We start from the raw sequence: 23640 nt of genomic DNA, 5'->3' as shown, positions 1-23640 counted from the left end.
TTGAGTCCGCATCTTTGTTCAATGAAGAAAATCAAGCAAGCACTGCAGAAAAAAACAGCGAAGGGGAGTCTCTTCCTGAAGAATTCTTTGCAGAAGAAGCTGTAGAAAATATCGAAAACGAAGAAGCTGAAGAGCTTGAGAGCGAAGAGCTCGAAGCCGCTGAAGCTGAGGAATCCGAAGAGTCTGAAGAAGAAACGGCTGACGTAGAAACCGAAGCATCTATCTTCTTGCAAGAGGAAGAGGAAACTCCTGGCTTCTTGCCTGAAGTCAGCGAAGAAGACGAAGCTGAAATGCTGGCGTCTGAAGAGGATTCAGCGGATGGTGTTTCTGTTGAAGGCACAGAGCTTGACGGCTTTGAGTCTGCGGAAATCGAAGAGGTTGAGTTCGTTGAAGAAGAACGTCTTGAATCTATCATCGAAAGTATTTTGTTTGCCTCTGACCGTCCTGTGAGCATTGCTTCTTTGAAGCTGGTGTTTAAAGGAACAAATATTGATTCTAAAAAAATCCGTCGCGTCCTAGAGACTTTGGCGGTTGAATACGCGGGCGGCCGTCGTGGCGTCACTTTGGAAGAAGTTCCAGGTGGTTACCAGCTCCGCACAAAAATCGATAACATGGAATTCATGCGCCGTACTTTGAAAGCTCGTCCATTCAAGCTTTCAGGTCCAGCTCTTGAGGTGCTTGCGATCGTGGCTTATAAGCAGCCGCTTGTGAAATCTGAAGTCGATGTTATCCGTGGTGTCGAGTCTGGTCACTTACTCCGCGCCCTGATGGAAAAGAACTTGGTTTGTTTCGAGGGTAAGAGCGAGTTGCCTGGTCGTCCTATGCAATACGGAACGACTCGTAAGTTCCTCGAGATCTTCGGGCTACGTAACCTTAAAGAATTGCCGACTCTTTCTCAAATCGATGAACTTCTGCCAGAAGGGATTGGTGAAGAGGAAGAAAAAGAGAAGCAAACTCTTAGCACGATCACGGACTCCATGGGTGAAGCGATCGGCACTTCCTACTCTCAAGGTGAAGATGAATTGACTAAGATCACGGAGCAGCTTGAAGAAATCACGACGTCGTCTGACTTCTTTGAAAAAGAAAAGCAACGTCAGCGTGAAAAACGTGATCAGGAGAAAGCACAAAACATCCGTGAAGCTTTGGCAATGGATGAAGCCGTTCCAACTCGCGATGTAAACTGGCTCAAACGTTACGATGAAGCTTTGGCTGCCGGTCAGTCAGCTCCAGTTGTGACAGAAGAGGCGGTTGGTGCTATCGAAAATGCTGAAGGCGAAGTGGCGGCCAGTGAAGCTTTGGATGTAGAAGTTGATGTCGAGAATCCAGAGTTACAACAGGCAATTGCTGAGTTTGATGCTGAAGTTGATGAAGAAGAAGCAATGGAGTCCGAAGAATTGCCTTTCTTAGGCGAAGCGGATGATATTGATGAGGGCGATGCTGAACTCTAAAAAGTTCCTCGTTTTTGCAAAGTCCCTTTTAAGTATTTGGATACTTTACCATCTATTTGTTGTTGTTATCATGTCTAATGGCGGGTCGTTCATGGCCCGCTTTTTTGAGCACCAAATCACGACCTACGCAAATCAAACAGGCTTTAACACAGCTTGGAATTTCTTTTCTCCGGATCCTGCTCATACAATGTACATTCGTTACTTGGTGAACTTCACCGACGTCGACGGGGAGTTGGTTAAGGATCCTGTAGAAGGCTTTTTTCCGGCATTAAAAAATGTCGGAACTTTTGATCCGCGTGAACGTCGAGAGCTCTATTTGATGCACTATTTTATTCTCAATCCAGAGCGCTTAGAAAAACTTTTTGCTCCGGAAATTTGCCGCCAGCATCCGGGGGCGAGCTCGGTCTATATTGATTTTGTTGTTGAGTCGATTCCACCACTGGATCAAGCGGCGTTTATGAAAAATCAGCCGATGGAAGATCTTTCAAAGCAGAACGAACTCATCAAGCGCGAGGTGTCCTGCCATGTTGAATAAAGCTCTGAAGGCCTGGGATCAGTTCTGGTTTAGCCCACGAAAGTTAATCAATCTTGGTTTTATGCGCTTATTGCTCGTCGGAACGATGTTGCATCTTTATTTCATGCGCTCATGGAATATTGCTTATTTCACTGATAAGTCTTTTATGCCGCGAGCCCTTGCGCTTGAAAGTATGGACGACTTTATTCGCCCGACCTTTGCTTGGTTTTTCTGGCCGGATTCCATGGCGGGCACAGTGCATGGGATTTACGTTTTGTTGCTGCTATTGCTATTTTTAGGCATTGGTGGCCGGGGAGTCGCTATTGCTGCTTGGGTTCTGCATATGGGCTTCCTGGACCGGAATTACGCAGCGATCTTCGGCGCGGACGTAATTTGCGGTGTGTTTTTATTTTATCTCGCCTTCACGGATAGTTGCGCACGTCTCAGTATTTTGAATCTTTTCAACCGTAAAAAGCCAATAAGAATGGAGTCTGATTTTGTGACATCAGCAATGATGCGCATGATGCAGTTCCAGCTTTGTATCATTTACGCCTATACGGGATTTGAAAAACTGAAAGGTGCAAGCTGGTGGGATGGAACGGCTTTGTGGAGTGTTCTTGCAAATCCACAGATGGTTGATCATGACTGGACATTCTTAAGGCATATTCCACTGGTGATTGCCATCGGCAGTTTTACGAGCGTAATTTTTGAGATCTATTTCCCGGCAGCCATGCTGCAACCCAAGTTTAGAAAAATTTGGTTGATAGTAGGGATCTTCTTCCATTTGACGATCGGAATCTTGATGGGACTTTTGCATTTCTCATTTGTGATGATTTCTGTGTACTTCCTCTTTATGCAACCTGAGTTTCTGGAAAGCATTCTTACGAATATAAAACAGCGTTTAAAGCCCATACTGAATCCTCTTCAGGACTTAAAACCGTCTCAGACTGAGAATTTCTAATTTGTTATCTCTGAAAAGCCGATAATTTGATAGGATTAAGGGTAGGGGGACTCCGTATGTCTTTGAAACCTCTTTTGAAATCATATCTCGTTCTAGGTTTCTTCGCCTTGACGGCATGTAATCAATACTCTGATAGCCTCATGGGCGACTACGTCGAGAACTCCAAATGTCCTGCCAATGGTTGCGCCAACCAAGCAGCCAGCGCCACAGGTTTAAAGCTTACAAACAGCGGAAGTGCAGTTTCTCTTTACCCAACAGCGACTGATACAAAAGTTGAAATCAGTGGCGATTGCGCTTACTCAACTTATCCAAGCAACAAAATTAATGTGACGGTCGTAAAACAAACGGGAAATACGCCAATGACAGCCCCTGCTTACAGTGTTACTGGCAGTAGCACACAGCCGGCTTGCCGCAAGGGCAAGTTCGACGTAGCAGTTGATATCCGTAATTTGCCGACAGCTGCGATCTACACGGTTAAGCTTGAGCTGATCGCTTACGATACAAATAACAGTCCTGTGACAAACGCCGCCGGCGGTTATCTCTATCTTAATTTGGTGAGATAAAGTTGAATTTCTGCCAGTAATCCTGAAACAGATCTGGCCAGCGTCTTTCGAGAATCACTAATTCATGTAATTTTAAATCACGTAACTCTGAGGATCTTTGTTCTTTAGAAATCCTCAAAGGCCCATCTGACACCTGCAATGTGCTACCGAGGGGGAGCTTTGCTAAAGCCATTTCTTCCATATCTTGATCCATCAAGCGTTCAAGCACGTGATAAGACACTTTGCGATTCATAGAGTTCTTCGGAATCATCATGCCATAGATCACTAAGGCCTTGCTTTTTTGCGTTTCCAAAGGGCGGCTGTCTTTGATCTTTAAAACCTGTGGAACTTCCCAGACAGTGTTTTTGCCGATCTCTTGCGGAAGCTTATTAAAATGATAAGTACTGATATCTTTAATCTTTAAAAGACCGACTTGAGGATTTTTCGACCAGGCTTTGATATGAACGGCCATCAGGTCCGTGTCTGGAAAAAGATGCAATTCCGCCAGGTTCTTGTTTGTGAGCGCCTGATCCAGAGTGTCGCCAAGAGCGCTGTCTTTGTGGGTGCGGAACTCCGTCACTGTCCAATAGAGGGGAAGAACGTTTAAGTTCTTCCCTTGAAGAGAAATAAAATCCGGAGACAGGCGTTTTTCAATTTTTGAGCGAAGCGGATTTAAACGTAGAAGCAAGTTTTCGTTCGCGAGATCCTGAGACCAGTAAGCGGGTGCTAAGATCAGGTTCGGTCCATTTTTTACGACCATCTTTGCTTGCAGCTCATCCCAGGTTTTAATTCTTTGAACTTCGACCTTTTGACCAAAGTCATCTTCAAGCGCTTTGACAAAGTCTTGTGGCAAATCAAATGGAGTCGCATTCAAAATGCGAACGGGACCTTTGGTGAAAAGGTTCTGCTTAAATGTTAAGGGCAGGAACCCTTTGAGGTAACCTGCCCAGAAACACAGTGCTAGAAAAAATGCCCAAAGAAGGACTTCTCTAGAACGTTTCATCGAAAGACACGCTTCCGGAAACTCCCATTTGGTATGCAGAAACTCTTCTTTCGAAGAAGTTTGCTAATTCCTGCATATCTTGAAGTTCCATGAACGCAAACGGGTTCTTCACATTGTAGCGAGGAGCAATGTTTAAGCTTTCCAAACGTTGGTCTGCTACGAACTCCAAGTACTGTCTCATATCTTTTGCAGACATGCCGGCAACGCCCATTTGCAATACGTCTTGAGCAAATTCCATCTCACAGTCGATCGCGTCTTCAAGCATTTGAACAACCATGTCTTCCATTTGTTCATTGAACAAATCCGGCTCTTCTTTGCGAGCTGTCTTGATGACTTCCAACGCGAAGGCCATGTGCATAGATTCGTCACGGAAAACCCAATTTGTGCCCGTCGCAAGACCTGCCAAGAGACCTTTTGAACGCAAGAAGTATACGTAAGCAAACGCTGCATAGAAGAACAAGCCTTCTACGCACGTTGCGAAGCAGATCATATTCATCAAGAACTTACGGCGATCTTCTTTTGTTTGAAGAGTTTCAAAGTCTTGAACGGAATCGATCCATTTAAAGCAGAAATCAGCTTTTTTCTTAATGGACGGGATGTTTTCAATCGCCGCAAAAGCTTCCGCGCGCTCATCTGGATTAGGAATGTAAGTGTCCAAAAGAGTGAGGTAGAACTGAACGTGCAAAGCCTCTTCATAAAGCTGACGAGACAAGTACATGCGGCCTTCTGGCGAGTTCACGTGTTTGTACAGGTTCAAAACAAGGTTGTTTCCAACAATAGAATCACCCGTTGCGAAGAAAGCCACAAGACGAGAGATCAAGTGCTTCTCGGCCGGAGTCATTTTGGCGTGAAGGTCGACAAGGTCCGTAGAGAAATCAACTTCGTCTACAGTCCATGTGTTTTTAATCCCGTTCTTATACATTTCGTAGAAGGTAGGGTATTTCATCGGGCGCAATGTGAGATTAAATCCTGGGTCGAGCAACATAGTAGTAAAATCCTTCTAGTAGTTAGTTAAGTCGAGCGCCGGGGCCGTCCGGCCCCTACGCATCCTCCGCGTCTGCGGATTACTGGCAAGCTTCGCAGGCTTCTGGGTTTTCCAGAGAACATGCGATCACTTCAGCGTCAGAGTATTCTTTCTTTGGAGCTGCTTCGACGATCGTAGTTTCCGTGATCGTTGAGCCACTCGCAGTTGTTTTCTTCACAGTCGTCTTAGCAATGCTTGTTGCTGGACGTGAACGGAGGTAGTAAGTCGTTTTCAGACCTTTTTTCCATGCGTACATGTACATGCTAGAAAGCTTGCCGATGGTTGGGCTTTCCATGAAGAGGTTCAAAGACTGAGATTGGTCGATGTAAGCACCCCGATCCGCACCCATGTCGATCAACGCTTTCATTGGGATTTCCCAAACAGTTCTGTAGATCTCTTTCAATTGCGGCGGAATTGCGGCCACGTCCTGGATCGAACCATCCATCATTTTGATTTCGTTACGGATGTCTTCGTTCCAAAGGTTCATCGCTTTCAAATCAGAAACCAAGTAGCGATTAATTTGCATGAACTCGCCAGACAAAGTTTCACGTTTAAAGAGATTACTTACTTGCGGCTCAGTGGCTTCGTAGCAACCAACGATAGAAGCAATCGTTGCTGTTGGAGCAATCGCAATAACAAGAGAATTTCTCAAGCCAAACTTTTTGATACGTTCTTTCAATTTCACAAAACGCTCAGGCTGACTTGGAGTCACACCCCAAAGGTCGTATTGCAAGAATCCTTGAGCCGCACGAGTTTCCTCGTAAGCGCCGTGAGGACCATGCTTTTCAGCGAGTTCGCAAGAAGCTACCATCGCATTGTAGTAGATCTCTTCTTGAATGCGCGCAGACAATTCGCGAGCTTTGTCAGAATCAAAAGGCAGCTTCAATTGGAAGAATGCATCCTGAAGGCCCATGATGCCCAAACCCACTGGACGCCATTTGTGATTGCTGTTTTTAGCAGTCTCAATAGGGTAGAAGTTGATATCAACAACGCGATCCAAGTACTTCACAGCTGTGCGAACAGTTTTAGCCAATTTTTCGAAATCGAACTCGCCGTTGATGATGTGGCGGCCCAAGTTCACAGAACCCAAGTTACACACCGCTGTTTCTTTATTAGAAGTCACTTCCAAGATCTCTGTGCAGAGATTTGAAAGATGGATCACGTTCTGAGGTTGGCCCACTTGGTTGGCTTTCAGATTAGAAGCATCCTTCCAAGTCATCCAGCCATTGCCAGTTTGCGCCAAGGTCTTCATCATACGAGAGTACAAATCACGAGCTTTGATTTGTTTTACGTACATTTTCTTTTCTTCGGCTGCGATGTATTCTTTTTCGAAAGCATCACCGTAGATATCTGTGAAGTGAGGAACTACACGTGGGTCAAACAAAGACCACATGCCGTCTGTTTCAACACGCTTCATGAACAAATCTGGAACCCAGTTTGCCAAGTTCAAGTTATGAGTGCGTTTTGCTTCATCACCGGTGTTGTCACGCATTTCGAGGAACTCCTCGATGTCCGCATGCCAAGTTTCCAAGTACACGCAGGCCGCCCCTTTACGTTTGCCGCCTTGGTTCACAGCTGCAACGGAAGAATCCATAGTTTTCAACCAAGGAATGATCCCGTTAGAGTGACCGTTTGTGCCCTTAATAAGGGAACCGCGGGAACGAATGCGGTGGAAAGCCACGCCGATACCGCCGGCAAATTTAGAAAGAAGAGCGATATCTGTGTATTTGTCATAGATTGCGCGCAAGTCATCGTCTGGAGAGTCGAGCAAATAGCAAGAAGACATCTGCGGACGAAGAGTTCCAGAGTTGAATAATGTCGGAGTTGACGCCATGTAATCGTGAGAAGAGATCAAGCGATAGAATTCGATCGCTTCGTCGACGTTTTGCGCAAGACCACAAGCCACGCGCATAAAGAAGTACTGAGGAGTCTCAATCACTTGGCGAGTTGTCGGGTTTTTCAAAAGATAACGGTCATAAACCGTGCGAAGACCGAAGTATTCGAAACGGTCTGTGCGGTAAGGCTCAATCGCCGCGCACAAAGCCGCTTTATTCGCCTCAACGAACTTGTGCAAAGATTCAGACATCAGACCTTTATCAAAGCCTTGGTTCACAGCATCGGCAAAAGAACCGATTTTTTGTGAACGAACTTCTTCATCAATATATGTAGAAAGAAGACGGGCCGCCAAACGAGAATATTCTGGCTCTTCACCGATCAAAAGACTTGCTGTTTGAATGCAAAGGTTATCGAGTTCCTTAGTAGAGGCGCCATCATAAAGACCGCTGATAGCCTTTGTAGCTACGCGGAGTGGGTCAACCTGTGCCAAGCCCTGGCAGCAGCGAGTAACGCGCTCAACGATCTTAGTCACGTCAACGGGCTCAAGAGTTCCGTCACGTTTCTTTACGCGCATCATGTGTGGTGTAGTGTCAGATTGATAGCCCTGTCCGTTGGACTCCTGATTCAGCATAATAACGTCCCCTCAATGGATGACCTGTTTCCAGGCGAAAAAAATCCCGCTTCAGTTCTTACCCCTCCGTAAAAACCGAACGATGTTTTATCTAAATTAATAGTGTTTGCTAGTTGTCTTTAGTCACTGTTTGCCGCTGCCACCGAAATTGACTTTCATCAATAGGGCGCCATCAGTTTAGCGACAGAGAAAGAGAGCTTCTTCCAATCGGATCCTCCTGTTTACGTTTCTGTTAACAGTTAGAATTGCTCTTTTAACTCCTAGACTTTCATCGCACCCCGAAGCTTTTCGCTTTTGCCGGGGAACCACTAGATCTAGGGGTTCGTCAGAGTGGCCATATCCATATGGCCGATCTTCCTCGCACTTGAAGGATCTTCATTTTTTGAAATGGAGTCAAACTTAAATAGGAAAAATTTTACAAAATATTTCTAGCGCTGCTTATCATTTAAGCACTAAATTTGATCTTCTTGACATGTCTGTCAGGCCGAAAAGAGCTACTTTTTTTTGCATATCTCATAGCGGAAAGTGATCTAAAGAGTTGAAAGGACGGAAAAACAACGGATTAACGCAAGGTCTAGATATAGCAATCTGTCATGATCTTAAATCTACCCCTAGTGTTCCCGTGAATCCGGTAAACTTTTTTCGCGGAGCTGCTCGATCAAGGTCTGGGTTTCGGGATCTGTGGCAACGAACAACTGACTTTGATGTGCCTGATCTTTGCGCAAACTATCGATAATGTATTGGTGCGTGCCCATTTTATCCGTTGTCCACTGAGGAGCGATGAGTTCATCCCAGCGCGAAGAATAGGCTGCAAGCCTATGAAGGGCGATGTGCGGAGCTAAATGCTGTAAAAACAGTTTCACACGGTTCGAATACACATCTCTTTCGATCGGCGTGAACTCGCCGCGGGCGTGCATTTCCTCAAGGGGCGTGTTTTTCAAAACGTGCAGGTTATGAAGTTTCACATTCGTGATTGGAAGCTTATTCACAATCTCGGCCGTCTGAATGATTTGTTCGTCTGTTTCGCCGGGATTTCCAAAAATCAGATGAATTCCCAGATCCACGTCTGTGCTATCTGCAATCTTATGAACGGCTTCAATCGAAGCTTCCGCAGTGTGCCCCCGGCGCATGAACTCCAGTTGATCGTTAAAGAAGCTCTGAACGCCCAATTCGACGGCGACAAAAGATTTCTGATGGAATTCCTGCCAAAGATCCAAAACCCCTTTAGAAAGGCAATCTGGGCGTGTGCCGACGACAAAGCCTTTCACATAGTCATAAGACAGCGCGGTTTCAAAATTCGCTCGCAGGCCCGTGAGCTTGGTGAAAGTATTGGTATAGGCCTGGAAATAGACGAGGAAGCTTTTGGCTTTATACTTCTTAGAAATATGTGCGTGATACTTGTCGATCTGCGCTCGGAGTTCCATGGTTAAAGACTCAGAACGGGCTGCTGAGCCCCACACATCGCAAAACACGCAGGTCTGCATACCCTTCAAGCCGCGACGGTTTGGGCAGTCATCCACGACGCTCACGGGGATCTTGTAGACCTTTTCCCCAAAGCGCTTTGAATAGTGCTCAGCAATTGTGTTATACGGTAAGCCGTTCCAGCCTCTTTCCATGGGCTCACTTATAGGGATGAAGGATCAAAAAAGCAATGAATACGCCCCAAACTTGGTCGGCTATAGGATTTGAAGTAGAAATTACGGGGGACGGGAGTCCAACCCTCCGTCTTATGCCTGGTGAGTGCATGCACCACTCCGGCGGGGCCGCTGAAGAGACCGAGCTTATCTACGGACGGGTGATTCGCAAATCTTTTGAGGTGATTCCTAAACCTCACTTTCTATCAGTGGGTTTAGGTCTTGGTTATGTCGAAATGACCATCGCTAGGGAAGCACTCTTAAAGCAAAACTTCAACTTTACTCTCGAGAGCTTTGAGCTCGTTCCTGAGCTCAGAGACTACTTAAAGCAGTGGTTGATTGAGGGGGAAGTGAACTCTGAAATTAGCTCTGTGTACGATCAAGTGTTAAAGTATGTTTTAAAAGACACGACTTTGAACTCGAAAGATCTCAAAAAATTACTGGCGAGTAAGCTCACAGAAAATTCCTGGAGTCTTCAGGGGCCGCTTGTTGCAGATTCTGAGTTTTTGGCAAAAGCCCACTGTCTTTTGTTTGATGCCTTTAGCGCGAAGACCACTCCGGACCTCTGGACTGAGGAATTCCTGGTTGATTTTCTAAATAAATCAACCAGTGCAGATGCGGTGGTTTCAACTTACGCAAGCCGCGGAACTTTAAAGCGAGCCTTGACGGCGGCGTCCTTTGAAGTGCAAACCCACGAAGGTTTTAAAGGCAAGCGCAACTCCACAATGGCCTTTAAAGGGGCGTTGCAAGGCCCTATTTAGTTGCGACTTGCTGGAACTTTTTCACGTACTCAATGATCGCGGAGCGGGCTTCGCTTGGCAGTCCTAAAAAGCGCATGCCGGCATAGCCATCGGCACTCACGTAAACCACTTCCATATTGCAATTGATGCTCACAAAAAGATTGGGGCTTGAAAGAACCGCATGGAACTGTTCGCCGATCTGCAGTCCTTTGGCGCTATTCACGCCGACGCCCCCTTCGCTGATCGAAATGATTTTTGCATTGAGATCGCCGACACTTGCAGTGCCTTTAAGGCTTCCCATGATCGGAACACGGGGGTGACTGCGGCGGCTAATGCCGAGCTCATCCATGATTTTGCGGACCTGAAAGACCTCTTTCCAGTCGTCAAAGCCTTCCGTCCATACCCGCACTGGCGAGAGATCTGTATAGTCTTTGAGGTGTTCAATGAGCTCTTCCATGTTCATCGGCGTGAGCTCTTTGCCATCGACGCTCATCTTCCATTGACGGGAGTTTTGTTGCTCAAGAGCTTGTTGCGCAAGAATCGCTTTCACTGCCAAGCGCCACTTCTCGGGCCCGAGCCATTCCGACTGCCCACGCCCCCAAATGAGAGGCTCCTTGGCCTTGTCAATGCGATTTTCAATCTCTTGATCCGCGTAAGGCCCAGTAACCTGTCCTTCTAGTAGCAAAAACCATCTTTTTTGATCCAAGAACATCCCCCGCTTATGAGTTCCTTCTTGATTATTAGAACTAACGAGAAGATTATTGTCAAATCAGGTTAAAGGACAAATTTGTTTATGAAGTATGTGATTTCCGGAACTGATCGCGCGGACTCTAACACGATGAAAATTTCAAAGTACATCCAAGCCTTGTACAAAGAGGCGGGTGAAGAAGTCGGTTTGATCGATATGCGTGAAATCCGCAGCGAACTGGCAACAGGACCTCATTATGGTTCCAATCAGCCCAGCGGCTTGCAAGCTGAAATCAACAAGGTTGTTCATTCTGACGGTTTGATCGTGGTTTGCCCAGAGTACAATGGTTCGATGCCGGGCATTTTAAAATACTATATTGATCATATGAAGTTTCCTGACTCTTTTGAATTCCGTCCCGTGGCGTTCGTTGGACTTGGTGGAATGTTCGGCGGCATGAGACCCGTCGAACATCTGCAGCAGGTTTTCGGCTATAGAAATGCTTTTATCTATCCTCAACGCGTGTTCTTGATGAATGTGCATAAGGTAATGAAAGACGGCGCCCTCACGGATCCGATGATGCAGGATCTTTTGAAAGTTCAAGTCCTGGGTTTTCAAAAATTCTGTAAAGCGCTCAAAGATGCAAAACTCGATGCCAATAGCCATTTGGCGCAAAAAGCTGCAAAATAATGCAACCCTCGGCTCATAATAAACATTCTAGAAATATTTGGATGCTGGCTCTTGGCGCCATTGGCGTGGTGTTCGGAGATATCGGTACAAGCCCGTTGTACGCTCTTCGCGAATGCTTCGCTGAAGAACATGCCATTCCGTTAATTCCAGACAACATCATCGGCGTTCTGTCGTTGATTTTCTGGACGATTATTATCGCTATTTGCTTTAAGTACATGGCTGTGGTGATGAAAGCTGACAATAAAGGAGAGGGCGGAATTCTTTCGCTTATGGCCCTGGCGTCGAGCAGTGAAACTAAAGAACACCCCATCCGAAAAATTGCGATTATCACGCTCGGTCTTTTTGGTGCCGCTCTTCTGTATGGTGATGGTGTGATTACGCCGGCGATCTCGGTTCTTTCTGCGGTCGAAGGTTTGTATTACCTGACTCCGGCCTTTGAGCCTTATGTTATTCCGCTGACAATTTTTATTCTGAATGCGTTCTTTCTCATGCAGAGATTTGGTACCGGCAGAATCGGTGTGATCTTTGGCCCTATTTTGCTGATCTGGTTTACGGTTCTTGGCGTTTTAGGTTTGCATGGAATCACAGAAAATCCGGCGGTGCTTGAGGCTGTGAATCCTCTTCATGCGGTTGAATTCTTTATGCGCCATGGAGTTCACGGTTTTGTTGTTCTCGGTTCTGTCGTCCTTGTGATTACCGGTGGTGAGGCCCTTTACGCAGATATGGGTCACTTTGGCCGTCAGCCAATTCGTCTTGCGTGGTTTCTGGTGGCGTTACCGGCACTCGTGCTTAATTACTTTGGACAAGGGGCTTTGTTGCTCACAAATCCTGAAGCCATTTCAAATCCATTCTATATGCTGGCTCCGAAGTGGGCGCTGGCTCCGATGGTGATTCTTGCGACGATGGCAACTGTCATTGCTTCTCAAGCGTTGGTTTCGGGGATTTTCTCGCTCACTCGTCAGGCAGTGCAATTGGGTTTCTGTCCGCGTCTTTCAACGGTGCACACCTCAAGCCGCGAGATCGGTCAGATCTACGTGCCATTTGTGAATTGGGCTCTTTTTGTCGGCGTGATCTGGCTGGTATTAACATTTAAATCCTCGAGCAACTTGGCGGCGGCATACGGTATTGCGGTCACGGGGACGATGGTGATCACGACACTTCTTGCCTATGAAGTTGCAATTCGCCGTTGGAACTGGGGTTTTGGTCGGGCGATTTTAGTATTCGGACTTCTTTTCATTTTTGATATGGCATTCTTCGGCGCAAACATCATGAAGATCACTCATGGTGGCTGGGTGCCGCTTGTCATGGCGTTGGTCATTTATATGCTGATGGTGACATGGCATAAGGGACGTAAGATTTTGTATGCCCGTTTGAAAGAACGTTCGGTTTCCATCGAAGTGTTCTGTCAGATGATTCTTCGTACGCCACCTTTACGTGTAACAGGAACAGCCATTTACATGGCCGGGGATCCTTCCGGGATTCCGGTGCCTTTGTTGCACAATCTGAAACACAATAAAGTTCTGCACGAGCGTGTGGCGATCCTGACGATTCAAACGAAGGACGAGCCATTTGTGCCGAAGAAAGAACGCGTTGTTATTCAGGAAATCATTCCGAATCTCTACCGCATTATCGTTTATTACGGCTTCATGGAAACGCCGAAGATGAAACACATCCTCGAAGCCTGCCGTCAGCGTGATATTCACTTTAATGTGACAGAGACGACGTTTGTGCTGGGGCGTGAGACCATCTTGCCAAGTACGATCCCGGGCATGAGCTTATGGCGTGAAAAGATCTTTGCGATCATGTCGAAAAATGCCCAACGGCCAACGGCCTTCTTTAAGATCCCGCCGAATCAGGTGATCGAAGTGGGCATTCAGGTTGAAATCTAAGAGTCCTGTTAAGGGGCTTCGTTGGGATTGAGACTGATAATCTCTTTAAATTCTTTAGATTGTTGAAACTTGTTCAGGAGAAGATTGATCTCCTGAACAGTGGGGTGGGTATTTTTTCTGACGATGACTGTGTGTGAGTACTGCTGATCAGTCTTGTTTGAAATCAAGAGCTTTGCCTTGTCTTCCGGGTGTTTTTTTAAATAACTATTCAAATATATATCAGAGACCACGGCGATGTCGCCACGATCGAAAAGAATCATCTTGATACTGCCTTCGTTGCTGTTTGAAAGCTGCATATTGTATTTCTTGCGAAGGAATGCCGGGTCCGCATTGTAATTGGCAAAACCATAGTGATAGCCCAGAATGCCGATCATGGATTTGCCGGAGAGGTCATTAAAGTAAGAATCCGTGCGATCGGGCTTTCGTTTTGCGATGTAAACTTCTTTCCCGCGCATATAGACGTTAGAAATATCAACGGTATTTTTGTCCCAGCCCCAGTCGATATTGTCGAAGAAGCTTAAGTTGTAATCGCCATTTTTAAAGTCGCCGTGACGTCTCATCGCCGAAATTGGAATTGCTTGAAAGATGTATTGGCTCTGTTCCTTGTTCATGAAGTTTAAAAGCGTTTCAAGCAAGCCTGTGACTTTGCCGCCGGACTCGATATGAATGTAAGGAGGGAACTCTACAGCACCCACGCGGACCACGCTGGGAGCTTTTTGAGTGCTCTCGGTGGCCAGACTCAACGAAGGGCTGGCGAGCAGGAAGGTGGAGGTGACAACATTCAAAAAAGTATTCATGGTTTCAGCTGGATGGTCAGTTATAGCCTATTCTAAGATGTCTTATCGGCAGGAAAAGCTGAAACCCGCAAATTAGTGCTGCAAATTGTGTTCGATGTTCCTCTAAGATTCCAGAAATTTTTGAATCTCTTCTTTTTGTCTCATTCCATCTTCGTAGCCGATCTCGATGAGTTGAGTGCAGAAAGAAGGATCAAATAGCAAATAACTTACGATCTCACTCGTTTCTTGAATACTGCCTAAGCCCTTCAGCATGTAGCGAATGATGTGGGGCAGTTTCATATTCTTTTGCGCAGCGATTTCACCGATGTCAGCCGAAGGTGAAACCCAAACGACGTCGACTTTCTTGTACGGCAAATTGGAGTGAACCGCCGGCGGGATTTCATCAATCAGTGAGTTGATTCTGCCGAGTCTCTCGACATCAAGCTCAACCCCGTCAAGCATTACCGAATTTAAAAGCACGTTGAGGACGCGTCCGATGCTTGGGGCCTTTGCGTTCTTCATCACCAGAGACTCATACACGGTTTGTGTTGAGCGGCGCACGCCGATCACGAGAATTTTTTGTGAACCCAGATAAATACTCGGACTACAAGGAGCCGTGTTTCTCACGCAGCCGTCACCGAAGTAACGTGTGTCCACACCAATAGGCGGGAAGAGCAGTGGGATCGCTGAAGAGGCCATGACATGTTCGGATTGAATGTGGGTCTTTTCGCTGCGGCGGCGGCTTTTTTGCCAATCCGGCAGTCCCTCTTCACCTTGCACGAAAGTAATGGCCGTTGAGGCCTGATAATCCATCGCCGTAATCGCAAGAGCTTTTAAAACGCCATTATCGATGTTGTTTTGGATTTTAGTAAACGGCAGTTCTTTTTTGAGAAGTTGATGCAGGGGAGCTGTGTCGAGCAGCGCTTGCCCCGGGGTCGCTGAAGTCATGCCGCCAATCGAGACTGATTTTACCCAGTTAAAACCAATTTTTCCGATGGAGCCAATGTCAGAATAGAAAACGCGTTCGCTTTCAAGGCGGCTCCATAGATTCACAAGGTTTTTAGTCGTGCCGACGAAGTCATCGGCTCCGGCGGCCATGAATGTGGCGTTAATTGCGCCGGCGCTGACTCCGGTGTAGATGTTAAAGGCTTCTTTGATGCCGGCAGATTGAGCGATATCCGCGATCGCTGAAAGAACCCCTACTTGATAAGCGCCACGGGCGCCGCCTCCGGAAAGAACCAAACCTTTATTTAGTTTTGAACTCATCTCATTCTTCCTAATTGAGTCAATCACAGTCCATGCGTCCGCCGTCATGGCGGTGTTTATTCTAGTTTAACCGGCAATCTCAATTTGAGACAAAGGCTTTTAGGATGTCCAGACTCTAAACGAAAGTGGGCCTAAAATGTCGTCGCCGGTCTTCAGTGGATCTGAGGGGACTGAGTTTCGTTTTGAGACGAGGTTTAATTCTCGTCTAAAATCAGTGGCTTATCGGGCGTTTTTCGGGTGGCACGTGATGGTTTGGCTTTTGCTCTCTAGGACTGTGAAGACGATTATTTAACCAGGAGTTTTCCATGGGTTTCATGAAGAATGCAAAAGTTTATCTTTATATCTTAGCTGCAGCTGTCGCTCTCTCTGCTTGTGCGAAAAGAGATAATGAATTTGCTGCGAGAAAAAATGGTGCCGGCGCTCCGATCGTAAATGGTCAGCAGGCTGCGAATGCAGATGCAGCGGCCGCAGCGGCTGGTTACACAGTAGATATTATGGGAATCCAACAGCCAGTTCAAAGCGGCGGTGGTTTGTCAGTGACTTCTACAATCAGTGTAAATAGCAAAAACTATCAGATCAACACAACTCACTATCAAATCGGTCAAGTGTCTTCGACTTCAGCGACCTTCGACGGTGCCACTTTTCAAGTTAGCGGCGTGTGTGGTTCTGAAACTTGCAGCCCTTACTACTTGGTGATCGAGATTTCTCGCGGTAACCAACGTATCAAGCAAATGGCGATGAGAAAGTACTTCTATTACACGAATGCAAACTCAAATCGTGATATGGCAATGTCTTTGGGTGCCAATGAATTCATGTCGATCCAAGACATCATTAACACCTTCGACCAAGCAGTTGTTCAGTAGCTAAAGCCAGTAATTAAAAGATAGTTTCCCTAAGCTTAGACCCCTCAAAGGCCCTTTTCCCCCGAAGGGCCTTTTTTATTGCCTCTCGGCTTGCTAATCCTAAAGATCCCCCCTAGTCTGGGGATACTATGCTAGCAAACATTATTGATATCTTTATGCACTTGGATGTTCACTTGGCTCAGTTGTCCGCGGCTTATGGGACACTGATTTACGTGATTCTTTTCTTAATTATCTTTGCTGAAACGGGCCTCGTAGTGACACCGTTCTTACCGGGAGACTCTTTGTTGTTTGCGGCCGGAGCCCTGGCGAGCATCGAAAGTAGCGGTCTGAGCATCACAACTCTGTGGGTGTTGCTGGTGGCAGCGGCCATTCTCGGAGACAATACGAACTATCAGATCGGGCGCTTTTTGGGACCGAAGGTTTTTAACAAAGAAAAGTCGCTCTTTTTGAATCCAAAATACCTCGAACAAACCCAAGAGTTCTATCGTGACCACGGCGGAAAAACAGTGCTGCTGGCGCGTTTCATGCCGATCTTTAGAACCTTCGTGCCTTTCGTGGCGGGGGTTGGACGCATGAGTTTTAGTAAATTTTTTACCTTCAGCGTTGTAGGTTCTTTACTGTGGATGACCACTTTTTTGGGGGCCGGTTTCTATTTTGGCAACCTCCCAAGTGTCAAAAGTAACTTCCATGTAGTAATTTTTACCGTGATTGGTGTCTCTTTTCTACCAATGCTCATAACTGCGTTAAGACAGCGCTTTAATTCACGTATTTAGAAAATATTTGCTCTTGCAAACAGTGCCGAACTTTGGCACTGTCATTGCAACTTAGTCCAGTGGGTTCAATTTGGAACCAGGATTAAAACACTATGACTGCTGAGACAAGGGGAGTCGGCGAGAGTTGCAAAACTCAGATCGGCAAAGGAAGTCCAGAGTTCTAAAAAAGGGGAAATATAATGAAAAGAATTTTTGCAATCGCCGCTCTAGCGACCCTTGCAACTGCTGCACACGCTCAAGACAATAATAATGCAGCAGCATCTTCAACTGCCACAGCATCCGCTCCCGCTGCCGGCTCACAAGTTGCCGTAACAAACGCGACAGGCACTACAACGACAACAGCTCCAGCTGCTGCTGCCGATACTAAAAAATGGTCATTGTCTGCTGTTGTTCAGGCGGAACTTGGAAGTAGTGAATTGAACTACTCAAATCGCAAAGACAAAGCTGTTGATACAACAAACTACATCGGCATGGGTTACAAGCTCGATAAAGAAAACAGCATCGGTTTCAAACAATACTTCACTGCAAGTCACAATCCTGAAAATGCTGAGAAAAACAAAGCAGTAAATAGCGCAGACATGTCTTACCCTGTTTTGACTTACGGCCACACATTTAAAGGTGTTGCGAAGTCGGATCCTATCAGCGCTTTGTTCTGGTACTACGTTCCAGTAACTGCAACGGACTACAAAACTCAAAACAACGGTATCTTGAGAATGGATGCTGAGTTGGTTTGGACTTTGACTCCTCAATGGGCGGTTTCTTACTACCTCAATCCACGCCAATCTTTGATTCCTACAGAAGGAACAATGGATTTGGATGGTCAAACAGTTCCTTACTTCGCTAAGACGACTTTGATCCACTACGGTACTTTGTACTACAACGTGAACGACAATATTTCTTACTACCTCAACGTAGGCGCAAGACATGACTGGAAGACAAAATCGAACTTTGCATTGGCAAAAGAGCAATTCTTGTCAAACCTTGGTGCAAGCTTTGCTTTCAATGGCGGCAAGTTTGTCTTGAATCCAGAAATCGACTACGCAGTAACTTTGCCACGTGACGGTTCAAACATGAAAGTCGCTTCAACATATGACGAAGCGAACTTGAGTTACGTGATGACTGTTGTAATGGCTTACTAATAAGCTTTTACTGACATGAATAAATAAAAAAAGGAGCCACTAGGCTCCTTTTTTTATTTCTAGATCTGCGTTTGTATTAAGCCGCTTTGGCTTCGAGCTTGTGACCGCATTCGCCACAGAACTTTTGATCTGTAGTGACGCTGGCGCTGCAAGACGGGCAGCTCGGGCCGCTGGAGGCCTTCTTAACGGGCTTCTTTTCTGGTTCAGATGGATCCACGAAACCTTTTTCATTCCACTTATCGACTTCACGGAGAATGCGCCAGTTCTTAAAGAAACCGGTGAATTCTTTGAGCTCAAACTGCAACTGCACGTCGTTATTGGAATTCGTGCGGCGTTTGGTGAAGAGGCCTTTATTTTCCAGACGAGTGAGAGTGTCCGGAGTAAAGTTCATGCCGAGTTCGTTTTTAAAGTGCTCAACGACCTTAGGGAACTCAACGCTGACAACGCCAAAGCGGTCGAGCGGCTGGCCCTCAGTGCACGCAATAAGGCCTCCTAAGATGTTTAAAACGGTGTCTTCAATTTTAAGAACTTCTGATTTGCCACCTTTGAAATAGTAGTACTGATAGAACTCAAAAAAGTTCTCAATGGCTTGAAGATCAAAGAAGTGAACCTTTTGGATCATCTCTGGACCTTCAGGGTCATCTGGATCTTTACCCATTTCATACATCGCCAATTTCAATTTTACGAGAAGGTTCACGGTGCCCTCAAGGCGCTTCAGAGATTCGCCAAACACGCGCTGAGAGTACTGGCGGAAAAGACCCCAGTCGATGATGGTCCGGCCTTCTTTCTTTTCGCCTTTATGATTTGCGGTGTGAAAGGCGACGCCAAAAGCTTTTGCGACTTGGTCTTCAGGACAAGGTGCCGCATCTTTTTCCATGCGATTGGATTTAACCTCAGCCGTCGCCGTTTTAAGACGCTCTGTCAGACTCTTGATGATAATCTTAAACATCTGCTGACCGGCTTCGTATTGAGCTTTAAATGCGTCAGCGGGGATTTCGAGAACCTTGGTTTCGGTCGTGGCAATCGCCGAGGTCGTGTGAGTACCTTGGCCGATGATGACTTGCTCGCCTAAAATCTGAGTGGAACCCACTTGGAACATATCTGTGTTTTTCTTATTGCGGGTCAGGCACAAGTTAATTGCGCCGGACTGGATAAGATACACGTTGGTAATTTTCTCACCCTCAGTATAGAGGGTTTCGCCCTTTTTAAGAGTTCTAAGCGACATGATAAGCTCCTGAAAACTAAATCTTTCAGTATTTCCTATCGGAAAAAATCGCTGCTTTCTGAAAGCGGAATGCTCTCACAAAAGTCTAGTTCTGCTGTCTTAATTAGAGATCGAAGGACTTTGTTAAGATTCAGTTACGACTGAGATCGCGGCCCTTGAGATAAGCCGCCACTTTGTGTCCATTTGGCAAAAGTGGCAATGGATCAATCGGTCCACGGTCCTTGCGGATTTCAAAATGCAAATGAACGCCCGTGGCGCGACCTGTGCGGCCCATGGCTCCGATCATTTGACCTTGAGAGATTTTCTGACCTTCTTGAACAAGAATTTTATCCATATGAGCGTAAAGAGTCGCCCAGCCTTTGCCAGATTCAATCAAAACCATTTTGCCATAACCACGGAACTCACGGCCGGTATAGATCACTAAGCCGCCCTGAGCGGCAAGAATCGGAGTCCCACGCTTTGCTGCGAGGTCGATTCCCAAATGAGGACGGCGCTTTTTAGGTAAGAATCCACGAGTTAACCGAGCATCATCCACAGGCCAATCAAACAAATCTGTTTTGTCAGCAAATTGAATCTTTTTAACGTCTTCCAGGTTTTTATTGTCTGCTCGGAAATCAGGCGTACTCAAAGAAGAAGTCTCGAGTGAGCGAGAAACAGGAGTGTCAAAAGTCGAGCATGATCCGAAAATCGTAAGCGCGAGAAAAGCCAGTGTGAGTTTTAAGACGTTCTGTGTCGACATAGGTAAACTATACCCCATATCGGGACATTCTCCAAAAGTAAAAGCCCTAAAATTGACGCTCAAAGGCGGTTGCAAAATAGAACGGAGAAGAGAACTCATTTCTAGACATTAGTTTTTAGGTCTGAAGATCAGTCTAGGTGCGGATTTGAGAGTGTTTCTAGAGGAAAAACTCTCGCTTCCACACTTTGTTTCAGAGTGAAAATCTCTTAGAGAGATTTATAAATTGGGTACTTCGTGCACATTGTTTTCACATCATTTTTGATGCGAGTTTTAAGTGCAGCGTCTTCTGGATTATTCAAAACTTGCCCGATCCATTTTGCAATTTGCTTCATGTCAGAAGCATTCATTCCACGTGTTGTGAGTGCTGGAGTGCCGATGCGAATGCCGCTTGTCACAAACGGAGAGCGTTTTTCATTCGGAACTGTGTTTTTGTTCACGGTAATTCCGGCTTCATCCAAAGAAGCTTCCGCCAACTTTCCAGTGATCTCGCGGTCGCTGAGATCAATCAACATCAAGTGATTATCTGTTCCGCCAGTCACGAGCTTGAAGCCTTCCGACATCAACGCTTCGGCCAATGTCTTAGCATTCGTCACAACATTGTCGATGTATTTTTTGAAATCTGGTTTCAGAGCTTCGCCGAAAGCAACAGCTTTACCGGCAATCACATGCTCCAGCGGACCACCTTGAATGCCTGGGAAGATTTTTGAATTGATCGACTTTAATTTTTCTTCAGAGCACAAAATCATACCACCACGAGGGCCGCGCAAAGTTTTGTGCGTGGTTGTCGTGATGTAATCAGCGTAGCCAACGGGAGTTGGATGAGCGCCTGTTGCCACGAGCCCCGCAAAGTGAGCCATATCCACCATCAACTGAGCGCCGACATCGTCAGCGATTTCTTTAAACTTCGCAAAATCTAAAACGCGTGGATACGCGCTGTACCCCGCAATGATCAATTTTGGTTTTACTTCGCGCGCGGTTTTTAAAATTGTATCATAATTCAAACGCTCGGTCGCAGGATCAAGCTTGTAAGAAGTCGCGTGAAATAAGAAGCCGCTAAAGTTCACCGGCGAGCCGTGAGTAAGGTGACCGCCGTGAGAGAGGTCCATACCTAAAACAGTGTCGCCAGCCTTCATAGCCGCAAGATAAACACCCATATTAGCTTGTGAGCCTGAGTGTGGTTGAACGTTGGCAGCTTCAACACCAAAAAGTTTTTTTGCGCGCTCAATGGCTTGTGCTTCGATCAAATCAACAAAGTGGCAACCGCCATAGTAGCGTTTGTTCGGATAGCCTTCAGCGTACTTATTCGTGAGGCAAGAGCCTTGGGCTTCCATCACGGCTTGCGAGGTGTAGTTTTCAGAAGCGATCATTTCAAGACCATATTCTTGGCGATCTTGCTCTTGAGAAATAAGTTTAGAAATTTCTGGATCTGCTTGATTTAGAAAAGACATAGTCGCTCCGCGAAGGAAGTGAGGGCTGGAGGCCCGTAACTGGACTGATCCCAGTTATTTATTAATTGCTCTCTATTAGAAAATATCTCTTAGATCTTGGCAACTCTTTGTGAGTGGCGTCCGCCCTCAAAAGAAGCTTCCAAGTACGCCATCAGAATTTTCTGCGCCGTTGCCGCGTCCACAGCACGTGAGCCTACGCATAGTACATTGGCGTTATTATGCTGACGAGAGAGTCTTGCGACGTCTTCGTTCCAGCAAAGAGCTGCGCGAATTTGTGGGTATTTGTTTGCTTTGATCGCCATGCCTTGACCAGAGCCACAGATGAGAACTCCGCAAACTTCGGCTTTGAAAGCATCTTCCGTCACAGGCAATGAGCCTGTGGCAGCAATCAGCTTTTCACAAAGTTTTTTAGCATAATCAGGATAGTCGACAGACTGAGTGTCGAAAGGTCCCAGGTCTTCCCAAGGAAGCTGGGGATTGTCCTTTATGAACTTTTGCTTCAGATCAAAGCCAGCATGGTCTGAAGCAACTAGGATCTTTTTCATCATGTTTTAGAGAGTAACAGACAGGCGTTGGTTCCACCAAAGCCAAAACTGTTGTTCATCACATTTTTGATGTTACCGCGACGTGCTTCATTAGGAACATAGTCCAACTTGCAGTCTTCACTTGGGTTTTCCAAGTTGATTGTCGGCGGTACCACTTGGTCTTTGATCGCCATAACGCAGAAAGCACTTTCAATCGCGCCAGCCGCACCCAAAGCGTGACCCATCATGCTCTTCGTCGAGGAAACCCAAACGTCTTTAGCATGAGCGCCCATTAATTTTGTAATTGCCGCAGATTCGAGACCGTCACCCACTGGAGTGCTGGTTCCGTGCGCATTCACGTATGTGATGTCAGAAGCTTGAAGACCAGAGTCCATCAAAGCCATTTGCATCGCTGCATAACCACCAGCACCCTCTGGAGCCGGAGAAGTCATGTGATAAGCATCGGCAGAAACGCCATAACCTGTGATTTCACAGAGGATGTTCGCGCCGCGCTTTTCAGCGTGTTCAAGAGATTCCAAAATCAAAATCGCCGCACCTTCAGCAAGCACAAATCCGTCACGGTCTTTGTCCCATGGACGGCTCGCTTTTTCAGGAGCGTCGTTGCGAGTAGAAAGAGCGCGCATCGCTGCGAAACCGCCGATCGCCATAGGGCAAACAGTGGATTCAGCGCCGCCAGCCACCATCACGTCCATCCAGCCATTGCGGATGTAGTTCACCGCTTCACCGATAGAGTGAACGCCGGAAGCACAGGCAGAAGTGACAGAGTAGTTAGGGCCTTTCAGATTGTGAGCGATACTGACTTGGCCCGCCGCCAAGTTCGTAATCACCATCGGAATGAAGAACGGGCTGATACGACCAGGTCCACGTTCTACACACTTCGTATGCTGCTCCTCGATACCTGGGAGACCGCCCATGCCGACGCCGATAATGCAGCCTGCACGGGGAGCCAGAGTATCATCGATTTGAAGCTTCGCCATCTCTAAGGCCATCTTTGTAGAGGCCATGGAGTAGTGAATAAAGGTATCCATTTTCTTTTGCTCTTTTTTATCGATGTAAAGATCTGGATTGAAACCTTTGACTTCACCCGCGATGGAGACGTCATAACCTGTGGTATCGAAACGAGTGATCTTGGCAATACCGGACTTTCCTGCTTTCGCATTATCCCAGCTCTCTTGAATAGAGAGGCCGAGAGGAGTCACAGCGCCAACACCAGTTACTACTACACGTTTTTGCGCCTTTGCCGGGCGTTCAAATCGAGGATTCATAATG

22 protein-coding genes are annotated in these 23640 nt (G+C 46.5%); 10 read left to right on the top strand and 12 right to left on the bottom strand.

Annotation, left to right across the window (positions count from 1 at the left end):
* Positions 1 to 110 precede the first annotated feature (110 nt).
* From scpB to JSU04_16735, 4 genes are read left to right on the top strand one after another with little or no spacing between them, the layout of a single operon-like run.
* Positions 111 to 1448 (top strand): SMC-Scp complex subunit ScpB, encoded by a 1338-nt coding sequence (gene scpB / locus JSU04_16750; protein MBS1971962.1) that lies wholly within the window; start codon positions 111 to 113, stop codon positions 1446 to 1448.
* Positions 1435 to 1983 carry a hypothetical protein gene (locus JSU04_16745; GenBank protein ID MBS1971961.1) on the top strand — a complete coding sequence of 183 codons (549 nt, stop codon included), beginning with the start codon at positions 1435 to 1437 and terminating at the stop codon, positions 1981 to 1983. Before scpB ends, JSU04_16745 begins: the two co-directional genes overlap by 14 nt.
* On the top strand, positions 1973 to 2923 hold the full coding sequence (locus JSU04_16740) for an HTTM domain-containing protein (GenBank protein ID MBS1971960.1): 951 nt from the start codon (positions 1973 to 1975) through the stop codon (positions 2921 to 2923). Before JSU04_16745 ends, JSU04_16740 begins: the two co-directional genes overlap by 11 nt.
* Positions 2924 to 2979: 56 nt before the next feature.
* The gene (locus JSU04_16735) at positions 2980 to 3486 is read left to right on the top strand and encodes a hypothetical protein (protein ID MBS1971959.1); all 507 of its coding nucleotides are present in this window, start codon (positions 2980 to 2982) and stop codon (positions 3484 to 3486) included.
* Here JSU04_16735 and JSU04_16730 read toward each other — a convergent pair.
* The 4 genes from JSU04_16730 to JSU04_16715 all read right to left on the bottom strand — a co-directional run bounded on the left by JSU04_16730 (position 3470) and on the right by JSU04_16715 (position 9575).
* Complete coding sequence (locus tag JSU04_16730) at positions 3470 to 4468, bottom strand: hypothetical protein (GenBank protein ID MBS1971958.1); 999 nt, start codon at positions 4466 to 4468, stop codon at positions 3470 to 3472. The genes JSU04_16735 and JSU04_16730 overlap by 17 nt on opposite strands.
* On the bottom strand, positions 4455 to 5453 hold the full coding sequence (locus tag JSU04_16725) for a ribonucleotide-diphosphate reductase subunit beta (GenBank protein MBS1971957.1): 999 nt from the start codon (positions 5451 to 5453) through the stop codon (positions 4455 to 4457). Before JSU04_16725 ends, JSU04_16730 begins: the two co-directional genes overlap by 14 nt.
* Positions 5454 to 5532: 79 nt before the next feature.
* Positions 5533 to 7959, bottom strand: coding sequence for a ribonucleoside-diphosphate reductase subunit alpha (locus JSU04_16720; protein MBS1971956.1), 2427 nt, complete (start codon positions 7957 to 7959; stop codon positions 5533 to 5535).
* Positions 7960 to 8570: 611 nt separating this feature from the next.
* Positions 8571 to 9575, bottom strand: a complete 1005-nt coding sequence (locus JSU04_16715; GenBank protein MBS1971955.1) for a TIGR01212 family radical SAM protein — start codon at positions 9573 to 9575, stop codon at positions 8571 to 8573.
* A gap of 35 nt (positions 9576 to 9610) precedes the next feature.
* On the opposite strand from JSU04_16715, the gene JSU04_16710 reads away from it, so the two are divergent.
* A complete protein-coding gene (locus JSU04_16710) occupies positions 9611 to 10354 on the top strand; it encodes a hypothetical protein (GenBank protein MBS1971954.1) in 744 nt (247 codons plus the stop codon).
* Here JSU04_16710 and JSU04_16705 read toward each other — a convergent pair.
* Positions 10347 to 11039 (bottom strand): PilZ domain-containing protein, encoded by a 693-nt coding sequence (locus JSU04_16705; protein MBS1971953.1) that lies wholly within the window; start codon positions 11037 to 11039, stop codon positions 10347 to 10349. The genes JSU04_16710 and JSU04_16705 overlap by 8 nt on opposite strands.
* Positions 11040 to 11126: 87 nt before the next feature.
* On the opposite strand from JSU04_16705, the gene JSU04_16700 reads away from it, so the two are divergent.
* Both JSU04_16700 and JSU04_16695 read left to right on the top strand, forming a co-directional pair.
* Positions 11127 to 11708 carry an NAD(P)H-dependent oxidoreductase gene (locus JSU04_16700; protein MBS1971952.1) on the top strand — a complete coding sequence of 194 codons (582 nt, stop codon included), beginning with the start codon at positions 11127 to 11129 and terminating at the stop codon, positions 11706 to 11708.
* Positions 11708 to 13597 (top strand): potassium transporter Kup, encoded by a 1890-nt coding sequence (locus JSU04_16695; protein MBS1971951.1) that lies wholly within the window; start codon positions 11708 to 11710, stop codon positions 13595 to 13597. Before JSU04_16700 ends, JSU04_16695 begins: the two co-directional genes overlap by 1 nt.
* Positions 13598 to 13605: 8 nt before the next feature.
* Here the strand turns inward: JSU04_16695 and JSU04_16690 are convergent, their stop codons facing one another.
* Both JSU04_16690 and JSU04_16685 read right to left on the bottom strand, forming a co-directional pair.
* Positions 13606 to 14394, bottom strand: a complete 789-nt coding sequence (locus tag JSU04_16690) for an ABC transporter substrate-binding protein (protein ID MBS1971950.1) — start codon at positions 14392 to 14394, stop codon at positions 13606 to 13608.
* A gap of 102 nt (positions 14395 to 14496) precedes the next feature.
* Positions 14497 to 15639: a patatin-like phospholipase family protein gene (locus JSU04_16685; GenBank protein MBS1971949.1), complete on the bottom strand. Its 1143-nt coding sequence runs from the start codon at positions 15637 to 15639 to the stop codon at positions 14497 to 14499.
* 305 nt (positions 15640 to 15944) lie between these two features.
* Here JSU04_16685 and JSU04_16680 point away from each other — a divergent pair, with 305 nt between their 5' ends.
* The 3 genes from JSU04_16680 to JSU04_16670 all read left to right on the top strand — a co-directional run bounded on the left by JSU04_16680 (position 15945) and on the right by JSU04_16670 (position 18414).
* Positions 15945 to 16502 (top strand): hypothetical protein, encoded by a 558-nt coding sequence (locus JSU04_16680; GenBank protein ID MBS1971948.1) that lies wholly within the window; start codon positions 15945 to 15947, stop codon positions 16500 to 16502.
* A gap of 128 nt (positions 16503 to 16630) precedes the next feature.
* On the top strand, positions 16631 to 17275 hold the full coding sequence (locus JSU04_16675) for a DedA family protein (GenBank protein ID MBS1971947.1): 645 nt from the start codon (positions 16631 to 16633) through the stop codon (positions 17273 to 17275).
* 179 nt (positions 17276 to 17454) lie between these two features.
* Positions 17455 to 18414 carry a hypothetical protein gene (locus JSU04_16670; protein MBS1971946.1) on the top strand — a complete coding sequence of 320 codons (960 nt, stop codon included), beginning with the start codon at positions 17455 to 17457 and terminating at the stop codon, positions 18412 to 18414.
* Between the two features lie 76 nt (positions 18415 to 18490).
* On the opposite strand, the gene JSU04_16665 is transcribed toward JSU04_16670, so the two are convergent.
* The 5 genes from JSU04_16665 to fabF form a co-directional block, all read right to left on the bottom strand.
* Positions 18491 to 19639, bottom strand: a complete 1149-nt coding sequence (locus JSU04_16665; protein ID MBS1971945.1) for a Crp/Fnr family transcriptional regulator — start codon at positions 19637 to 19639, stop codon at positions 18491 to 18493.
* Positions 19640 to 19769: 130 nt separating this feature from the next.
* A complete protein-coding gene (locus tag JSU04_16660; protein ID MBS1971944.1) occupies positions 19770 to 20378 on the bottom strand; it encodes a M23 family metallopeptidase in 609 nt (202 codons plus the stop codon).
* 206 nt (positions 20379 to 20584) lie between these two features.
* Positions 20585 to 21826 carry a serine hydroxymethyltransferase gene (locus tag JSU04_16655; GenBank protein MBS1971943.1) on the bottom strand — a complete coding sequence of 414 codons (1242 nt, stop codon included), beginning with the start codon at positions 21824 to 21826 and terminating at the stop codon, positions 20585 to 20587.
* Positions 21827 to 21915: 89 nt separating this feature from the next.
* Complete coding sequence (locus JSU04_16650) at positions 21916 to 22371, bottom strand: RpiB/LacA/LacB family sugar-phosphate isomerase (protein MBS1971942.1); 456 nt, start codon at positions 22369 to 22371, stop codon at positions 21916 to 21918.
* The gene (gene fabF, locus JSU04_16645; GenBank protein MBS1971941.1) at positions 22371 to 23636 is read right to left on the bottom strand and encodes a beta-ketoacyl-ACP synthase II; all 1266 of its coding nucleotides are present in this window, start codon (positions 23634 to 23636) and stop codon (positions 22371 to 22373) included. Before fabF ends, JSU04_16650 begins: the two co-directional genes overlap by 1 nt.
* Between the last annotated feature and the right edge of the window lie 4 nt (positions 23637 to 23640).

The sequence above is a fragment of the Bdellovibrionales bacterium genome (assembly GCA_018266295.1).
Lineage (GTDB): Bacteria > Bdellovibrionota > Bdellovibrionia > Bdellovibrionales > Bdellovibrionaceae > JACMRP01.
The sequence above is the reverse complement of the archived record's forward strand: the minus strand, read 5'-3'. Positions and strand labels throughout refer to the sequence as shown.